This is a genomic window from Nonomuraea sp. NPDC050663, from assembly GCF_044456985.1.
Classification (GTDB): domain Bacteria; phylum Actinomycetota; class Actinomycetes; order Streptosporangiales; family Streptosporangiaceae; genus Nonomuraea.
This window is the reverse complement of sequence record NZ_JBITGL010000002.1, coordinates 57,054-73,219: the sequence shown is the minus strand read 5'-3', so window position 1 is coordinate 73,219 and position 16,166 is coordinate 57,054. Positions and strand designations below refer to the sequence as shown.

The 16,166-nt window shown below is 72.4% G+C and carries 17 protein-coding genes; 15 read left to right on the top strand and 2 right to left on the bottom strand.

All coding sequences use genetic code 11. The features are described from left to right. Window positions 1-11: 11 nt before the first annotated feature. Complete coding sequence (locus tag ACIBH1_RS04905; RefSeq protein ID WP_397313082.1) at window positions 12-776, top strand: phosphotransferase family protein; 765 nt, start codon at window positions 12-14, stop codon at window positions 774-776. A gap of 3 nt (window positions 777-779) precedes the next feature. Here the strand turns inward: ACIBH1_RS04905 and ACIBH1_RS04900 are convergent, their stop codons facing one another. Both ACIBH1_RS04900 and ACIBH1_RS04895 read right to left on the bottom strand, forming a co-directional pair. Further along, the gene (locus tag ACIBH1_RS04900; RefSeq protein ID WP_397312252.1) at window positions 780-1,427 is read right to left on the bottom strand and encodes a M15 family metallopeptidase; all 648 of its coding nucleotides are present in this window, start codon (window positions 1,425-1,427) and stop codon (window positions 780-782) included. Window positions 1,428-1,439: 12 nt separating this feature from the next. Beyond that, a complete protein-coding gene (locus tag ACIBH1_RS04895; RefSeq protein WP_397312251.1) occupies window positions 1,440-2,600 on the bottom strand; it encodes an ROK family protein in 1,161 nt (386 codons plus the stop codon). 172 nt (window positions 2,601-2,772) lie between these two features. On the opposite strand from ACIBH1_RS04895, the gene ACIBH1_RS04890 reads away from it, so the two are divergent. The 14 genes from ACIBH1_RS04890 (at window position 2,773) to ACIBH1_RS04825 (ending at window position 16,116) form a co-directional block, all read left to right on the top strand. Continuing rightward, on the top strand, window positions 2,773-4,122 hold the full coding sequence (locus ACIBH1_RS04890; RefSeq protein WP_397312250.1) for an extracellular solute-binding protein: 1,350 nt from the start codon (window positions 2,773-2,775) through the stop codon (window positions 4,120-4,122). A gap of 161 nt (window positions 4,123-4,283) precedes the next feature. Then, complete coding sequence (locus ACIBH1_RS04885) at window positions 4,284-5,141, top strand: carbohydrate ABC transporter permease (protein WP_397312249.1); 858 nt, start codon at window positions 4,284-4,286, stop codon at window positions 5,139-5,141. Further along, the gene (locus ACIBH1_RS04880) at window positions 5,138-5,989 is read left to right on the top strand and encodes a carbohydrate ABC transporter permease (RefSeq protein ID WP_397312248.1); all 852 of its coding nucleotides are present in this window, start codon (window positions 5,138-5,140) and stop codon (window positions 5,987-5,989) included. The genes ACIBH1_RS04885 and ACIBH1_RS04880 overlap by 4 nt, the downstream gene beginning before the upstream one ends. Before the next feature lie 68 nt (window positions 5,990-6,057). Further along, a complete protein-coding gene (locus ACIBH1_RS04875; RefSeq protein WP_397312247.1) occupies window positions 6,058-7,470 on the top strand; it encodes a glycoside hydrolase family 3 protein in 1,413 nt (470 codons plus the stop codon). 112 nt (window positions 7,471-7,582) lie between these two features. Beyond that, on the top strand, window positions 7,583-7,732 hold the full coding sequence (locus tag ACIBH1_RS04870; protein ID WP_181607550.1) for a hypothetical protein: 150 nt from the start codon (window positions 7,583-7,585) through the stop codon (window positions 7,730-7,732). Window positions 7,733-7,781: 49 nt separating this feature from the next. Beyond that, window positions 7,782-9,086, top strand: coding sequence for a YcaO-like family protein (locus tag ACIBH1_RS04865; protein WP_397312246.1), 1,305 nt, complete (start codon window positions 7,782-7,784; stop codon window positions 9,084-9,086). Then, window positions 9,065-9,625 carry a TOMM precursor leader peptide-binding protein gene (locus ACIBH1_RS04860; protein ID WP_397312245.1) on the top strand — a complete coding sequence of 187 codons (561 nt, stop codon included), beginning with the start codon at window positions 9,065-9,067 and terminating at the stop codon, window positions 9,623-9,625. Before ACIBH1_RS04865 ends, ACIBH1_RS04860 begins: the two co-directional genes overlap by 22 nt. Further along, a complete protein-coding gene (locus tag ACIBH1_RS04855; protein WP_397312244.1) occupies window positions 9,622-10,902 on the top strand; it encodes a hypothetical protein in 1,281 nt (426 codons plus the stop codon). The genes ACIBH1_RS04860 and ACIBH1_RS04855 overlap by 4 nt, the downstream gene beginning before the upstream one ends. Before the next feature lie 5 nt (window positions 10,903-10,907). Then, the gene (locus tag ACIBH1_RS04850) at window positions 10,908-11,324 is read left to right on the top strand and encodes a hypothetical protein (RefSeq protein ID WP_397312243.1); all 417 of its coding nucleotides are present in this window, start codon (window positions 10,908-10,910) and stop codon (window positions 11,322-11,324) included. Continuing rightward, entirely contained in the window at window positions 11,321-12,427 is a 1,107-nt protein-coding gene (locus ACIBH1_RS04845; RefSeq protein ID WP_397312242.1) for a hypothetical protein, read from the top strand. Before ACIBH1_RS04850 ends, ACIBH1_RS04845 begins: the two co-directional genes overlap by 4 nt. Then, window positions 12,424-13,572 (top strand): SagB family peptide dehydrogenase, encoded by a 1,149-nt coding sequence (locus ACIBH1_RS04840; RefSeq protein ID WP_397312241.1) that lies wholly within the window; start codon window positions 12,424-12,426, stop codon window positions 13,570-13,572. The genes ACIBH1_RS04845 and ACIBH1_RS04840 overlap by 4 nt, the downstream gene beginning before the upstream one ends. Beyond that, window positions 13,572-14,162 (top strand): flavoprotein, encoded by a 591-nt coding sequence (locus ACIBH1_RS04835; protein WP_397312240.1) that lies wholly within the window; start codon window positions 13,572-13,574, stop codon window positions 14,160-14,162. The genes ACIBH1_RS04840 and ACIBH1_RS04835 overlap by 1 nt, the downstream gene beginning before the upstream one ends. Then, window positions 14,162-15,217 (top strand): hypothetical protein, encoded by a 1,056-nt coding sequence (locus ACIBH1_RS04830; protein WP_397312239.1) that lies wholly within the window; start codon window positions 14,162-14,164, stop codon window positions 15,215-15,217. The genes ACIBH1_RS04835 and ACIBH1_RS04830 overlap by 1 nt, the downstream gene beginning before the upstream one ends. Next, a complete protein-coding gene (locus ACIBH1_RS04825) occupies window positions 15,214-16,116 on the top strand; it encodes a hypothetical protein (RefSeq protein ID WP_397312238.1) in 903 nt (300 codons plus the stop codon). Before ACIBH1_RS04830 ends, ACIBH1_RS04825 begins: the two co-directional genes overlap by 4 nt. The last annotated feature ends 50 nt before the right edge of the window (window positions 16,117-16,166 follow it).

Below are 16,166 nucleotides of genomic sequence, written 5' to 3'. Positions count from 1 at the left end.
CTCTCGCCGTGATGAAGGCGATCGGCGAAGGCTGGGACAACACCGTCCACGAACTCGGCGGCGGCCTGCTGGCCCGCGTCGGCAAACGCCCCGATCCCGGGGCCACGCGCCGCGAGGTCGCGCTGCTCGACGCGCTCGCGCCGATCTCCCCGCTGCCGGTGCCGCGCGTGGTCGACAGCGACCCCGCCCGGGGGCTGATCGTCTACCACCGGCTCGCTGGCACGCCCCTGGCCGAGCACCCGGACACCGACCCGCACCGGCTGGCCGAGACCCTGGGCGGCTTCCTGAGCGTGCTGCACACCTGCCGCATCGAGCATCCGCGCTACACCCAGTCGATGGGCGGGCAACTCGGCGCGGCGGTGCAGGAGTTCGAGGAGGTCGCCGCGCTCTTGCCCGAGCGGGCCCGCATCCTCGTCGAGACGTTCCTCGCCGGACCGCCGCCGGCCGAGCCGCAGCACGAGGCGTTGTGCCACAACGACCTGGGCGACGAGCACATCCTGCTGCTCGGCGACGAGGTCACCGGGATCATCGACTGGACCGACGCGCTGGTGGCCGACCCGGCCCGCGACTTCGCGCTGCTCTACCGCGACCTCGGGCCGGACTTCTGCGAGCTCATGGCGGCCGGCTACGGCCCCGCCCGCGATCCGGGCTGGGAGGCGCGCGTCGCGTTCTACGCCCGCTGCGCGATCATCGGCGACATCGCCTACGGCCTGCGCACGGGCGAGCGGCGCTACGCGGACGAGGGCCTGGCGCTCCTGGAGCGCACGATGGCCTGAGCGTCAGAAGGCCACCGGCCCGTGGAGAGCGTGGGAGGCGCCGGTCGACAGCGCCCAGTAGCGGTCGCCGTAGGACCAGTGCCACCACTCCGTGGGGTAGTTGACCAGGCCGGCCGATTCGAGCGCCGAGGCGAGGATCTTGCGGTGCTGCCTGGCCTCCCCCGTGATCGAGAGCGCGTCGGTGTAGCAGGCGCCGTCGCTCTCCTCCGGGGTGGCGTTGACCGGCGTGCCCATGTCGCACTCCGCCCCGTCGGGCGAGCACAGGGTGAGGTCGACGGCGGCGCCCGCGGTGTGCGGGGCCACGGCGACCGGGGAGACGTAGCGGCTGGCCATGGTGGCGATCTCGGCGGGCGAGCGGCCGGGGTAGGTCGCGCGCAGCGTCGCGGAGTAGGAGTCGAAGATCTCCTGCTGGGTGGCGATGGGCCGGTAGCCCTCGATGATCAGCAGGTGGAAGCCGGACGGCAGGCGGCGCTCGGCGCGCTCCAGCCTGGCCAGGATGCCGCTGCGCAGGTGGGCGTAGGCGCCGGCCGGGTCGGCCAGCCGGGAATCGACCCGCAACCGGCCGCGCGCGTCGGCCAGGGGCTCCCCGGACTCCGAGACCGGGATGGCCGCCACGCGAGGGTCGGAGATCAGCACGATGTCGTCCCGCATGGGACCTCATTCTCACACGGTGTCGGAGAAGACCTGCTCACGGGCCTGCTCGAGGGCGGCGACGAGCGCGCCGCGCAACACCGGGTTGCCCGCCACGCGGGTCGCCTGGACGCTGGGCCGGCTCGGGCAGACGCGGGCGACGGCCTGCTCGACCATCGCGGCCAGGAGCGGCCCGCCCGCCTTGCCGACGTCGCCGCTGAGGACGACCAGGCCGGGGTCGAGCACCACCGCGACGGCGGCGACGCCGACGGCCAGGCGGGTGGCGACGTCCTCGAGGTAGGCGGTGGCGTCGCGGGCGACCGCCGTGCGGATCTGCTCGGGGACGGTGCGGCCGGGGATGCCGTGGGCGGCGGCCAGCCCGCCGAGCGCCTCGTTGCCGACGAGGCGCTGGAAGGAGCCGGAGGTGGGGCGGCTGACGTCGGTCGGCAGGGGTTCGCCCGGCACCGGCAGCCAGCCGATCTCGCCCGCGCCGCCGGTGATGCCGCGGTGCAGCCGGCCGCCGAGCATGACGCCCAGTCCCTGGCCGACGCCCGCCCAGATGACGACGAAGTCGTCCTGGCCGATGCCGGCGCCGTAGCGGTGTTCGGCGAGGGCGACGAGGTTGACGTCGTTCTCGATGATGACGGAGGCGCCGAGGGTGCGGCGCAGGCTGGCCAGCACGCCGACGTGCCAGCCGGGCAGGTCCATCGAGAAGCGCACCTCGCCGGTGCGGGGGTCGACGACGCCGCGGGTGCCGATGACGAAGGACCGCAGCTGCGATTGCGCGATCCTGGCGGAGTTGCAGGCTCGTTGAACCGCGTTGAGGACGGCCTTGACCGGATCTTTACCGTCTAGCGGGTCGACTGTGACCTCGACAACGATTTTACCTGTGATGTCCGCCACACCAACGGTGATCGATTCAGGCAGAATGTCGAGCCCCGCGACGTACGCGCTGGAGGGAACCACGCCGTACAGCGCGGCATTGGGGCCACGGCCGCCCGCGCGCTCTCCCGTGACCTCGACCAGTCCCCGTTCCTCCAGGCGCGCGAGAAGCTGACCTGCGGTTACCTTGGAGAGGCCGGTGAGTTCCCCCAACTCGGCACGGGTCAGCGGACCATCCGACAAGAGGAGTTCGAGGGCGCTGCGGTCGTTGAGCCTGCGCAGCAACCGGGGTGTCCCGGGGCTCTGGGCCACCACTCGGCCCCCCTCTCGTCACGATCGGCTAACGACTTGTTTCTTTTAAGAAAGTTTCTTGTTAGTTTAGCAGCAGTCAGCCAGACTGACGATCAGCCAGGTGCGGACCCCGCGGCCCGGCACCCCCATAGACGCAACCCCGACGCGTTGAAGCCGGGAAGGGAGAACCCTAGTGAGGATCTCGAGAATCACGGCCACCTCGGTGACCACGGCCGCCCTCGCGCTGGGCCTGGCCGCATGTGGTTCCGGCGGCGGCACCACCACCCAGGAGACGAAGGCGCCCGACGCCGGCGCCTCCAGCGCCGCCCCGGCCGGCAAGCAGTTCGCCGGTAAGACCATCACCGTCTGGCGCCTCGGCGAGCCGACCGACCCGAAGATCCAGAAGTACTCGGACGACCTCGAGAAGCGTTTCGAGGAGGAGACCGGCGCCACGGTCAACGTCCAGTGGATCCCGTGGACCGGCATCAACGACCGCTGGACCACCGCCGCCGCCGGCGGCGAGGGCCCGGACGTCACCGAGATCGGCAACACCCAGGTGCTGGAGTGGCAGGCGCAGGACGCCCTGCTGCCCATCACCGACGTGGTCGAGGGCAACCCCGACCTCAAGGGCATTCCTGCCGCGCAGTACGGCTACGAGACGGTGGACGGCGACATCTACGCCCTGCCGTGGGGCGGCGGCACCCGCGCCGTCCTCTACCGCAAGGACTGGTTCGACGAGCTCAAGATCGCTGAGCCGAAGAGCTGGGACGAGCTGGTCGCGGCCGCCAAGAAGATCCAGGAGGGCAAGGGCAAGGACGTCGACGGCTTCGCCTTCGTCGGCGGCACCGACGCCAACTACTCGCTCTCCCCGTTCGTCTGGTCCGCCGGCGGCGACTTCGCCGTCCAGGAGGGCGGCAAGTGGGTCGGCAAGGTCACCGAGCCGGCCTTCAAGGAAGGCTTCCAGTTCTACACCGACCTGGTCGCCAAGCACGGCGTTAACGCCAAGTCCCGCCTGAACCTGGCCACGGACGCCATCCGCGCCCGCTTCGCCAACAACAAGGTCGGTATGTACATCACCGCTCCTTGGGACATCGGCACCATCGAGACCGAGAGCAAGGGCAAGGTGAAGAAGGACCAGATGGCCTTCTTCACCATCCCCGGCAAGGACGGCTCGGCGGCTCCGGCCTTCCAGGGCGGCAACGACATCGCCGTCTGGAAGGACTCCAAGGAGCCCGACGTCGCCAAGGCCTTCGTGGCGATGGCGGCCGGCAAGGAGTTCGGCACCCGCTACGCGATCGACGGCGGACTGCTGCCCTACTACGCCGAAGGCCTCCAGCAGGTCGCGTCCGACCCGGCTCTGGCTCCCTTCGCCAACGCCTTCTCCCAGTCGCGCGGCTTCCCGAACGACGCCAACTGGAACGAGGCCAGCGAGACCAAGGCCGTGCTCCAGAACGCGGCCCGCTCGGTCATCGAGGGCAAGAAGGACGTCGACACCGCCCTGGCCGACGCCAACAAGGAACTCGAAGAGATCCTCAACCAGTAATCATGTCTAACCAGACGTCAACGATCGCCCGCGGCGGAGGCAACCACTCCGCCGCGGGGCGGCGCCGCAAGCAGACGGGCCGCCCTCCCAGGAAAAGCCTTCCGTCCTGGGTGATTCCCTACGCGCTTCTGTTGCCGGGCCTTCTGATAATCGCGGGCCTGTTGCTGTACCCGCTGTTCCAGATGATCGTGATGTCCACCCAGAAGGTGGGCCTACGCGAAATCCGGCGCGGAACCCCGCCCGAGTCCGTGGGCCTGGGCAACTTCGAGACCATCCTCGACAACGACCTGTTCTGGTCGGCACTGCGCAACACCGTGCTGTTCGCCTTCTTCGCCGTCACCTTCACCCTGGTGGTCGGCACCCTGGTGGGGCTGCTCATCAACCGCCTGGGCAAGAAGATGTCCAAGCTGGTGATCGTCGGCTGCATGGCCGCGTGGGCCGTCCCCCCGGTCGCGGTGGGCGTCATCTGGCGCTGGCTGGCCGACGCCGACGCCGGCATCATCAACTGGTTCCTGAACCTGCTGCCGGACTGGCTCGCCGCCCCGCCGGAGGGTCAGACCTCCTGGAGCGGCTACCCCTGGCTGAACGACGTGCTGCCGATCTACGTGATCCTCACGATCGCCGTGGTGTGGCAGTCGTTTCCCTTCATCGCGGTGTCGGTGCTGGCCGGGCTCAAGAGCATCCCCAGTGAGCTGTACGAGGCCGCCAAGGTCGACGGCTCCTCGGCGTTCCGCACCTTCAGGAAGATCACGATGCCGCTGCTCAAGCCGGTCTTCGCGGTCCTGACGGTGCTCTCCATCATCTGGGACTTCAAGGTCTTCAACCAGCTGTTCATCCTCGCCGGCGGCACCACCAACCGCGAGGCGTTCAACCTGTCGATGTACGCCTACGCCGAGGCGTTCCGCAGCCCGCCCAAGATGGGCACCGGTGCGGCGATCGCGGTGCTCCTGACCTTGATCCTGCTGGTCGTCACGGCCGTGTACGTGCGCCAGATCGTCAAGCAGGAGGACATCCGATGAACCCGCTGACCAGGCGCAGGATCACCAGCATCGCGCTCAACACCGCGGGGATCCTGGTGTTCCTGTTCGCGGTCTTCCCCGTCTACTGGATGGTGGCGACCGCCTTCAAGAGCAACAACCAGATCTTCACCACCGACTTCATCCCGTTCCCCACCGAGCCGACGCTCGACCACGTCTCGCGGGTGTTCGACAAGGGTGTGGCCGGCAACTCGATCTGGGTCTACCTCAAGAACAGCGTGATCGTCGCGGTGTCGGCCGTCGTCATCGGCGCGGTGTTCTCGCTGCTGGCGGCCACCGCGGTGGCCCGCTTCCGCTTCAAGGGCCGCGTGCCGTTCCTCATCCTGCTCCTCGTGGCGCAGATGGTTCCGGCCGAGGCCCTGCTCATCCCGCTGTTCCTCAACCTCCAGCGGCTGGGCCTGTACGACCAGCTCTTCGGCCTCGTCGTGGTCAACGTCGGCATGACGCTGCCGTTCGGCATCTGGATGCTCCGCACGTTCGTCGCCGCGGTGCCCAAGGAACTGGAGGAGGCCGCCTGGATCGACGGCGCCTCCCGCTTCACCACCTTCTGGAAGGTGCTCTTCCCGCTGGTCGCGCCGGGTCTGGTGGCCACCAGCATCTTCTCCTTCATCACCACGTGGAACGAGTTCATCTACGCCTTCACCCTGATGAAGGACTCCACGAGCTACACCATGCCCGTCGCCGTGCAGTACTTCTTCGGCCAGCGGGGCACCGACTGGGGCGGCATCATGGCGACCTCCACGCTGATGACCATCCCTGTGATCGGGTTCTTCCTCCTGGTGCAGCGGCGCATGGTCTCCGGCCTCGTCGCCGGCGCGGTGAAGGGCTAAATTCCGCACGTCCTGTACGGCTTGCGCCGGATCCATGGCGCAAGCCGTACCTCATGATGGGAAAAATCATGACTGATCGGGGGCTGCGTCGCTTGGCGGCGGGCACGCTACTGGCCGCGTTCCAGGGCACCACGGCACCCGAGTGGGTGCTGCGGGAACTGGGCGCGGGTCTGGGCGGCGTGACGCTCTTCGGGTTCAACGTCGCCGACGCGACGCAGGTCAGCGAGCTCACCAGTACGCTCAAGGCCGCCGGCGACCCCGTCATCTCCCTCGACGAGGAAGGCGGAGACGTCACCCGTCTCGCCTACCACGTGGGCAGCCCGTACCCGGGCAACGCCGCGCTCGGCGCCGTCGACGACGTCGAGCTCACCAGGAAGGTCTACCGGGCGATCGGCTCGGAGCTGGCGGCGTGCGGCATCAACCTGGACATGGCTCCAGATGCCGACGTCAACACCGCCGACGACAACCCGGTGATCGGTACCCGCTCCTTCGGCAACGACCCGCACCTGGTGGCCAGGCACACGGTCGCCGCCGTCGAGGGGCTGCAGTCGGTCAACGTGGCCGCCTGCGTCAAGCACTTCCCCGGGCACGGCGCCACCCGCGTCGACTCGCACCTGTCGGTGCCCGTGGTCGACGTCGGCCTCGACGTGCTGCGCGAGCGGGAGCTCGTGCCGTTCCGCGCGGCCATCGCGGCGGGCGCCAAGTCGATCATGACCGCGCACGTGGCGGTCCCGGTCCTGACCGGGCCCACGCCGGCCACGCTCTCCGCCGCGGCGCTCACCACGCTGCTGCGGCAGGAGCTGGGCTACGACGGCGTCGTGGTCTCCGACGCCCTCGACATGCATGCCATCACCAAGAGCGTGGGCCTGGCCGGGGGCGCGGCGCAGTCGCTGATCGCCGGCGCGGACCTGCTCTGCCTCGGTCCGGTGCCCTCCTACGAGGACGTGCTGCAGGTGATCGAGCACATCGCGGTGACCGTCCCGGCCGCGCGCCTGGAGGAGGCGGCGGCGAGGGTGGACGCGCTGCGCTCGTGGTTCACGGCGGGCTCCGACGCGGCGGGCGAGCAGAACCTGGTCGGCCTCGACGCGGCACGCCGCGCCGTGCGGCTGTCCGGCGCCACCCGCCCTCTCGTCGACCCGCTGGTCATCGAGGTGGACACGCCCCCGACCATCGCCGTGGGCGACGTCCCGTGGGGGCTGAAGCTGCCGCAGGCCGAGACCGTGCGGATCAAGCCCGCGGAGGCGGACGCCGACGCCCTGCTCGGTCGCGCCGCGCAGCGTTCGCTGGTGGTCGTGGTCAAGGACGCGCACCGCTACGCGGAGAGCCGCGCGCTCGTCTCGCGGCTGCTGTCCGCGCGCCCCGACGCCACGGTCATCGAGATGGGCCTGCCCATCTGGCGGCCGGACAGCGCCGCCTACATCGCGACGTACGGCGCGGCGCGCGCGAATGCGCAGGCCGCGGTGGAACTGCTCACAGCGTGACGTTCTTTTCGTTTATTCGCTCTGGATACCGACCGATCATCGTCATATACTGACCATGATTGAAATAGCAAGGAAACTTTACTATTCCTTGCTCGGTATCCAGGGAGGCGAAATGAACAACGCCGTCTACGACAAGCTGGACCTGTCCGTCCAGTGCACGTCCGACTGGAACACCCTCGTCGCGGACCTGCTCGAACAGTCCGGCGACCTCCCACTCGGCGACGACGAGAACGCGCCGGTGGCCTACTGGTGCTGCTGCTGAGAACGCGATTCCGGTGACCGTGAAAGCGGTCACCGGAATTTTCTTCGCCATGGCGAATAACACTGACTTCGCCGAGCGGCTGCTCGGCCCTTTTTCGGTCGTCGCGCGCCTGGGACCCGGCGCCAAATGCCGCGGATTCGACAGAATGGCGCTCTATTCCGCCGGTGTGGAACCCGCGGTGGGAATCGGCCGATTACTCGACGACGACGCCCTGGCGCGCCGGGTCGCCATCGCCGAGGCCGCCGAGCGCTACGCCGGGCTTCATCCCCACCTCGCGACGATCACCGCCACCGCTGCCGAGGCCGGCGCCTTCGACCTCTCCCGTGTCCCCCTGTGTTCCCCCGAGGAGTACGCCCACCCGGACTGCCCGCTCGAACCGCCCGACCCGGCCGTGCCGATCCGCTGGGTCGCCGGCACCGACCTGCACTCCGGCTCCTCCACCTGGATCCCGGCGGTCATGGCCTGCTACGGGCTGCGGCCAGGACCCGGGGAGCGGTTCGCCTGCCAGATCTCCACCGGCCACGCCGTCCACACCGACCGCGAAGCGGCCCTGCTGGCCGGGCTGCTGGAGGCCGTCGAGCGCGACGCCATCGCGCTGGCCTGGCAGCGGCGGCTGCCCCTGCCCTCGCTGGAGGCGAGCGCGTACACGCCGGACGTGCACTACCTGCTCGAACGCAGCGCGCGGCGGTTCCTCACCACCCACCTGTTCGACGCGACCACCGACCTGGGCGTGCCCACCGTGTGCGTGCTGCAGGCCGCGCCGCACGATCCCGCGATCGTGCACCTGCTGGGCGGGTCGGTGGGGACCACGCTGGGGCAGGCGGCGGAGAAGGCCCTCATCGAGATGATCACTTTCCGCTTCAGCTGCTACACCGGGGCGCGCGAGCACGCGGCGGGCAGCGCCCTGGCCATGGCCAGGCCGGAGCGCGGCGCCGCGTTCTCGTTCCTGACCGAGGAGCTGGCCGGTCGCCCGCCCTCGGGCCTGTCCCGCCCGCTGACCCCAGACAGCCGGCACGACGGCCAGCACGACGGCCAGCACGACGGATTGCACGACGGATTGCGCGACGGCCGCCACGACGGCCAGTACGACGGCCAGTACGACGGGCTGCGCGACGTGCTCGGCCGCCTGGAACGGGCGGGCATGCGCGCCTACGCCGTGGACCGCACGACGAGCGAGCTGCGCGACGCGGGGCTGCACGCCGTGGCCGTGATCGTCCCCGATCTGCAGCCGGTGTCGCCGTGGCCGCACGCGCAGTTCCGCGCGCACCCCCGCCTGTGGCAGGCGCCGCCGCGCATGGGTTTCGCCGACCGGACGAGCGAGGAGGTGAACCCGTGGCCGCAGCCGTTCGCCTGACGGGCCCGCGCGTGGTGGCCGTGGGCCCGTTCGGCCACACCCTCGCCCCTCTCCTGGAGGATCCCGTCGCCGGGCCGGGTGTGCACGGCCTCGCCCACCCACCGGGCAGGCCCGTCACCGTCCTGGCGGCGTGGCGGCCGGAGCCAGAGCTCTGCGACGAGCTCGACCGCGAGGCGTTCGCGACAGCCGTACCGTGGCTCCCCGTGGTCGTGGACCACCCCCACCTCGTCGTCGGCCCGCTGATCACCCCGCCGCGCGGGCCCTGCCACCGCTGTTATCTCATCCGCAGACGCCGCCACGACGGCGACACCCGGCTGCGCGACCTGGTCGCGGCCCACCAGCGGGCCGACAGCGGCGCGGGCGTCGCCGGGCACCTGCCCCACCACGCCCGCATCGCCCTGGCCCTCGTCCACCGGCTCCTGTCGGCCGCGCGACCGGGAGAGATCCACCTCGTGGACATGGCGTCCCTCCGCCTCACCTCCCACACCCTCCTGCCCGCCCCCGAGTGCCCGCGCTGCGGGGAGGAGCGCTCGCCATGACCCTTCCGGCACTGGCCGGCGGCCTGATGACCACCCAGGGCGACGACACGCTGATCATCAGCGGCGGCCGCCTGCCGCGCGTGTTCACGGGCGCGGCGGCCACACGGGTGCTCCCCCGCCTCCTGCCGCTGCTCGACGGCCACCACACCGCCGAGCAGATCGCCCACCGTCTGGAGCTGCCCACCGGCCAGGTCGCCGAGATCGTCGCCCTCCTGGACTCCTCCGGCCTGCTCGACCACGAGCCCGACCTCTCAGGACCGGCGGGCCCCTTCTGGTCGCGGCTCGGCGATCCGCGGGGAAGCGCGGGCCTGCGGCGCGCGCTGTCGTCGGACGTCCTGCACGTCGCCGCCTCCGGCCCGCTCGCCGCGCTCCTGGAGGCCGACCTGCGCGCGACGGGCGTCGCCCTGTCCCCCGCCGTCGTCGACGACCCCGCCCCCTGGTGGCGGCGGGGAACCACCGTCCTGCCCGTCACCGCCGACGGCCACCACCTCGACGTGGGCCCGCTCCTGCGGCCCGGCCACTCGGTCTGCCCCGCCTGCCTGGCCGCGTCCAGGAAAGCGGGGCCGGTCCCGCCCGAGGCGGCGCACCTGGCCGCCGCCCTGGCCACCGCCGAGGTCGTCGCCCTGCTCCTCGGCCACGCGCCCCTCCTCACCGGGCGCCGCCTCCACCGCATCGACCTGCGCACCTTCGAGCAGCACGGCCTGGAGGTGTTTCCCGAGCCGGGCTGCGCCACCTGCGAGGCGCCCGTCGACACCATCGCCCGGCACGAGTGGCTGGTCCGCAGGGCTCCGTGGGACCGTCCGGCCGGGGAGGAGCCCGACCGGTGGCGCGACGCCGACCTCGGCGCCTCGCCGCGGTTCCCGCTTCCTGACCGGCTGGCGGGCCTGATCCGCGCCGCCTGCGACCGCCCGGCGCTCGACACCTACCTCATCGGCGCCCCCGGCCTGCCGTACCCGGTCCACCGCTACTCGCCACGCGATGACGTGCTCATCGCGACGCGCGCCGACGTGAGCACGGTCGAGCCCCCCGAGGACCTTCCCGCGGGCGCGACGGCCTGGCTCGTCCTGGTCGCGACGCCCGGCAGGCTGCACGCCGCGCACGGCGAGGCGGCGCTGCGCCGCTCCTTCCTGCGGGCCGGGCGGGTCCTGGCCCGCCTGCCCACGGGCGCGCACCGCCTGGTCTGGACGCTCCGCGTGCCGGACGGCCTGCGCGACCTGCTCGAACTGGACCGCGGGCGGGAGCAGGTCGCCGCCGTGGTCGGGGTCTACGAAAGGTGACGGTCATGCCGGTCCGCCCGGCGCGCGAGACCTATCGCGCGCTGCTCGCCCTGGACTTCGAGTCCGGCCACGCGCCGCCCCCGCACGAGGCCCCCGTTCCCGGCCATGCCCCCGTTCCCGGCCATGCCCCCGTTCCCGGCCATGCCGCCGGTCTGGAGGAGGCGCTGACCATGGCCCTGGCCGGCGGCGAGCTGGACGCCTGGGTGGTGGTCACGGCCGCGGACGAGCCGGTCGTCCTGTTCACCTGCGATCGGCACCTCACCCCGTCGCAGTACCGCCACCGCCTGGTCGAGGCGGGCGTCGCCGCCGAACGGCTGGCCGGGCTCCTGCCCCACCGGGCGCGGCTCGGCGACCTGCCGGAGTCGTGCCCCCTGCTCCCCCGATCGGCCAGGGTCCTGGCCGTCGTGGAGTTGTCGCGATGAGGCCCGTGCTGTCGACGGTCGTCATGACCCACCCCAGGCGGCTGGCCCGCGCCCGCCGCCTGGCCGCCCAGCTGTCCCGCCTGGAGCCGCGGATCGTCGTGGACCCCGCCCCTGACGAGGGCCCCTCCACCCTTCGTACGGCGGCCGCCGCCTGGTCGGCCGTGACCCCGGGCGTCACGCACCACCTCGTCCTCCAGGACGACGCCATCCCCTGCGCCCACTTCCCCGAGCGCGTACTGGCGGCCGTCTCCCGCCACCCCGGCCTGCCGCTGTCGTTGTTCGCCGAGTGGGGCTCGCACACCGCCCACTGCCTGCGGATGGTGGCCGCCGCCGGGGGCACGTGGACCGAGGTCGCCGACCTGTACGTGCCGTCGGTGGCCCTCGTCATGCCCGCCGCCCTGGCCCGCGCGTTCGGCCGGGCCGCCACCGAGCGGCCCGGAGCCTTCGCCGCGCAGGACGACGTGGCGCTGCGGCAGTTCCTGACCTCGGCGGGCACGCGGGCGCTGTGCCGCATCCCCACCCTCGTCGAGCACGCCGAGGAGGAGAGCCTGACCGGCAACGACGCCTACGGCGCGCGCCACTCGGTGTGCTTCCTCGACGACGTCAGGGACGGGCCCGCGCCGGAGTCGGTCGCGCTGGCCGAGCGCATGCCCGTCGTCACGCACCGCCTGGAGACGACGCTGCCGCCCCTGACGGTGTGCGTCGGCCGGCGGGACAGCCTGCGCCACCCGTGGCAGGTCCTGCCCGAGCAGGAGGCCTTCCGCGAGTTCGGCCTGGAGGCGGCGGACGTGCGCCCGCTGGCCCGCGAGCGGCTCGCGCGCCACGGCGGGCTGGCCGCCGACCCCGGCCTGGAGGCGGCGTGGTTCATGGCGTTCCTGGTGGGCGCGGCCCTGGCCGATCCGCGTCCCGCCGTACGCCTGCTGCCGCCGGGGCGGGCGGCGGGCCTCGACGAGGTTCTCGCCTCCCCGGTGGTACGGCGGGCGTTCACGACGCTCCCTCAGGGCGTCCTCGCATCGCGGCGGGCGCGAGAGCAGGAGAAGGAGCTGGGCGAGTCGATGCTGGGGGCGATCGCCCTCGGGCACGCGCGGGGAGGACGGCCATGAGGAGCGCCCTGGTGTGCGAGGCCGGCGGCGTACGGCTGGCCGAGGCCGTCCTGACCTCCCGGCTGGCGCGTCCTGGACCGGCGCCCGACCCCGGCGGGACCCTGCGCCTGTCGCGGTTCGCGGCGCTGCGCCGCCACGGCGAGCACCTCGTGCTCGAATCCCCTGTCGCCGGATACCGCGTGACCCTGCTGCGCCCGCGCGACGCCGTGTTGGTGTCCCTGCTCGCCCGCCCCCGCACCGTGACCGAGCTCCAGACGCTGGCGCCGGACCCGGGCACCGGCCCGCTGGTCGCCTTCCTGGCCGGGCTCGGCCTGCTCGTGCCCGCCGCCGCCAACGGCCTGACGCCCGAGGACCTCGAACCGCCCGCCGCCCTGCGCGAGTTCCACGACGTCTGGGCGCACGCGCTGAGCCGCACCGGCCTGACCGACGCCCGCCTGGGCGGCACCAACCGCTTCGACGGCAGGCACCCGCGCCCGCCCGCCCTGCGCGCGGACGCGCCCGGCGAGCCGATCCCCCTGGCCGAGGTCGACCTCGACCGCCTCAGACGCGACGACCCCACCCTGAGCGACGTCATGGAGCGCCGCCGCTCGGTGCGCGAGTTCGGCCGCCGGCCGATCCACGCCGACCGCCTGAGCGAGCTGCTCCACCGCGTCGCCAGGCTCACCGGCGTCGGCCACGACGGGCTGCTCCGCCCGGTGCCGTCGGCGGGCGGCCTGCACGAGCTGGAGTACTACCTGGCCGTCCGCACCTGCGAGGGGCTGGCGCCCGGCCTGTACCGCTACCGGCCCGCCGACCACACCCTCGTCCCGGTCCCCGCCGACGTCACCTCTCTGGTCCGCATCCTCGACCACGCCCACCGGGCCATGGGCGGAACCGGCGTGCCCCACGTGGTCCTGACGCTCGCCGCCCGCTTCGGGCGCCAGAGCTGGAAGTACGAAGGCATCAGCTACGCCCTGACGCTCAAGAACGCCGGGGTGGTCCTGGAGGCCGTCTGCCTGGCCGCCACCGCCATGGGCCTGGCGGCCTGCCCGCTCGGCGGCGGCGACTCGGCCGCCTTCGCCACCGCCACCGGGCTCGACCCGCTGGAGGAGTCGTCGGTGGCGGAGATCGCCCTCGGCTCCCCGCCCGACCGTGAGGAGCCCTGATGGGTGCCGCCTTCCCGCCCGTGGGCTTCGAGCGGCTGCTCCTGGTCGTCACCGGGGCCGTGCCCGCCGCCTACACCCCGCAGCACGCCGGATGGTTGCGCACCACCTATCCCGGGCTCGACGTGCGGATCATGCTGACCAGGTCGGCAGAACGGTTCGTCACCGCCACCGCCCTGGGCGTCATCTCCGGCACCGAGGTCCTGTACGACACCTGGCCGGAAGGACCGGTCACCGCCGGGCCGCACGTGCGGCTGGCCGAGTGGGCCGACGCGGTGCTGGTGTGCCCGGCCACCGTCGGCTACCTGTCGCGCCTGGCCCTCGGCCTGGCCGACTCCCCCAGCCTCCTGGCCCTGTACTGCACGCGCGCGCCCGTGGCCGTCGTGCCCGGCTTCCCGCCCGGCGCGTGGCACAACCCGACAACGGAACGGCACGTGAGCACGCTGGCCGAGCGCCGCAACGTCCTGGTCGTGCCGCCCGTGCCCATGCGCAGCTGGACCACCGGCCAGACCGGCGCCCACGGCCCGCCGCCCTTCCCCGCCCTGATCGGCGCGCTGGAACTGCACCGGCGCTCACTCGAGGAGGACCGCTGATGCCGACGATCCTGTTCCTGGTGCGCGGGCACGGCTTCGGGCACGCCGCCCGCGACGCCCGGATCATCGCCGCGCTGCGCGCGAGGCGCCCCGACGTCACGGTCGAGGTGCTCGCCTCGGGAAGCGCCGCGACGTACCTGGCCTGGCAGGGCATCGACTTCACCGAGCTGCCGATCGCCGACGAGTGGGACCTGTCGGGACGCGCCGCCCAGGTCGTGTGGGAGAGCCTGGCCGGACGCCCCCGTCCCGACCTGACCGTCTGCGACGAGGTCGTGTGGGCGCTGCCGTACTGCGCGCAGGTCTGGGGACGGCGGGCCATCCTGCTGACGGACTGGTTCTTCGCCGAGATCGGCCTGCCGGAGCACGACCGGCTGCTCGACCACGCCGGGGAGATCCTCGTGCTGGACTTCTCGGCCGCCCATCCGGGTCCCTACGCCGTCCGCGCCCCGATCCGCTGCCTCGGGCCGGTGACCGCCGCCCTCGCCGCCGGCCGTACGGCGTCGCGCGAGCTGCTGGGCCTGGCGCCGGGCCGCAAGGCCGCGGTCCTCACGGTGGGCGGCATGTCCGTACGGCCGGACAACAGGCGCATCGCCGAGGCGGTGCTGACGGCCTGGCGGCGGCACGCGCCGCGTGAGCACCGCCTCTTCGTCCTGGACAAGGCCCCCGAGCACACCGGGAGTGACGAGGACATCGCCTACGTGGGCCTGGTCCCCGACCCCGAGCCCTACTACGCCGCGGCCGACGCCGTGATCACCAACGCCTACGGCACCCTCACCTGCGACCTGGTGTGGAACCGGCGTCCGGTCCTGGGACTGACCGACCCGGAGATCCCGGAGGCCGACTCATTCCCCCGCAGGGTCGAGGCCCTGGCCGCGCGCGGCGGCATCGTGCACGCCGAGCCGTCGACGCCCTCCCACGAGCTGTGGTCACGGCTCGAACGGGTGATGAGCGGCGAACGGGGACCCGCCGACCTGGCCGGGCTCGAATGGACCACGGGCGACGAGGTCGCCGCCCACCTGCTGCGGCGCCTCGACGACGTCATGGAGCAGGCATGAGCGCCACCCCGTCCCCCGCTGCCCCGTCGCCCGCCGACCCCCGCCTGGCGGACCTGCGGCGCCGCTACCGGGAGCTACGCTCGCCGCTGACCGGCACGACCCACTGGTCGCCCGAGTTCGTGGCGCGCGACCTGGACCTGGCCACCTTCCGCGGCGACAACTGCTACGTGTGGCAGGGCCGCTACTTCGGCGAGGCCGAACGGCTGAAGTACTACGTCTACGCCGACTACGTCTCCCGCCACGACCCCCGCGGCCTGCTGGCCGCGCTGGGCGAGGACGGGGCCTTCGGCTGCCAGACGCACACCTTCGAACGCTTCTCCACCGTCAGCCGCGACCTGCTCGACTCGGTCAACGAGATCTCCTTCCTGGATCGCCACCTCGGCCTGCTGGGACGGCAGGGCACGACGATCATCGACGTCGGGGCGGGGTACGGCAGGCTCGCGCACCGCATGGTCCAGGCGGTGGAGGGCCTGGGCGCCTACTTCTGCGCCGACGGCATCCCCGAGTCGACCTACGTGTGCGAGTTCTACCTGCGCCACCGCGGAGCCAGCCACCGCGCGCCGACCGTCGCCGCCGACGAGCTGCACGAGGTCGTCGCACCCGGTGCGTGCCACCTGGCGATCAACGTCCACAGCTTCTGCGAGATGCCCTACGCGGCCGCCGACGCCTGGCTGGGCTTCCTGGCCTCGCGGCGGGTGCCGCTGCTGTTCACCGTGCCCAACTTCGGCCCGCACCCGACGGCCTGCGAGGAGGTGGGCACGCGCCAGCGCGACCTGATGCCGGCGTTCGCGGCCCACGGCTACCGGCTCGTGGTGCGCGAACCGGCCATCCTGGAGCCCGATGTGCAGGAGCTCGTCGGCGGCGACAACCATTTCCTGCTCTTCGCCCTGGCCCGCTGATGGCGAGTACCCGCCTTGGCGGGTACTCGCCACGGTAACCGCTTTCCTAC

Coding starts and splice junctions, on each gene's coding strand:
- ACIBH1_RS04905 (WP_397313082.1), top strand. CDS start 12: ATGAAGGCGATCGGCGAAGGCTGGGACAACACCGTCCACGAACTCGGC.
- ACIBH1_RS04900 (WP_397312252.1), bottom strand. CDS start 1,427: ATGCGGGACGACATCGTGCTGATCTCCGACCCTCGCGTGGCGGCCATC.
- ACIBH1_RS04880 (WP_397312248.1), top strand. CDS start 5,138: ATGAACCCGCTGACCAGGCGCAGGATCACCAGCATCGCGCTCAACACC.
- ACIBH1_RS04875 (WP_397312247.1), top strand. CDS start 6,058: ATGACTGATCGGGGGCTGCGTCGCTTGGCGGCGGGCACGCTACTGGCC.
- ACIBH1_RS04870 (WP_181607550.1), top strand. CDS start 7,583: ATGAACAACGCCGTCTACGACAAGCTGGACCTGTCCGTCCAGTGCACG.
- ACIBH1_RS04865 (WP_397312246.1), top strand. CDS start 7,782: ATGGCGAATAACACTGACTTCGCCGAGCGGCTGCTCGGCCCTTTTTCG.
- ACIBH1_RS04855 (WP_397312244.1), top strand. CDS start 9,622: ATGACCCTTCCGGCACTGGCCGGCGGCCTGATGACCACCCAGGGCGAC.
- ACIBH1_RS04850 (WP_397312243.1), top strand. CDS start 10,908: ATGCCGGTCCGCCCGGCGCGCGAGACCTATCGCGCGCTGCTCGCCCTG.
- ACIBH1_RS04845 (WP_397312242.1), top strand. CDS start 11,321: ATGAGGCCCGTGCTGTCGACGGTCGTCATGACCCACCCCAGGCGGCTG.
- ACIBH1_RS04840 (WP_397312241.1), top strand. CDS start 12,424: ATGAGGAGCGCCCTGGTGTGCGAGGCCGGCGGCGTACGGCTGGCCGAG.
- ACIBH1_RS04835 (WP_397312240.1), top strand. CDS start 13,572: ATGGGTGCCGCCTTCCCGCCCGTGGGCTTCGAGCGGCTGCTCCTGGTC.
- ACIBH1_RS04830 (WP_397312239.1), top strand. CDS start 14,162: ATGCCGACGATCCTGTTCCTGGTGCGCGGGCACGGCTTCGGGCACGCC.
- ACIBH1_RS04825 (WP_397312238.1), top strand. CDS start 15,214: ATGAGCGCCACCCCGTCCCCCGCTGCCCCGTCGCCCGCCGACCCCCGC.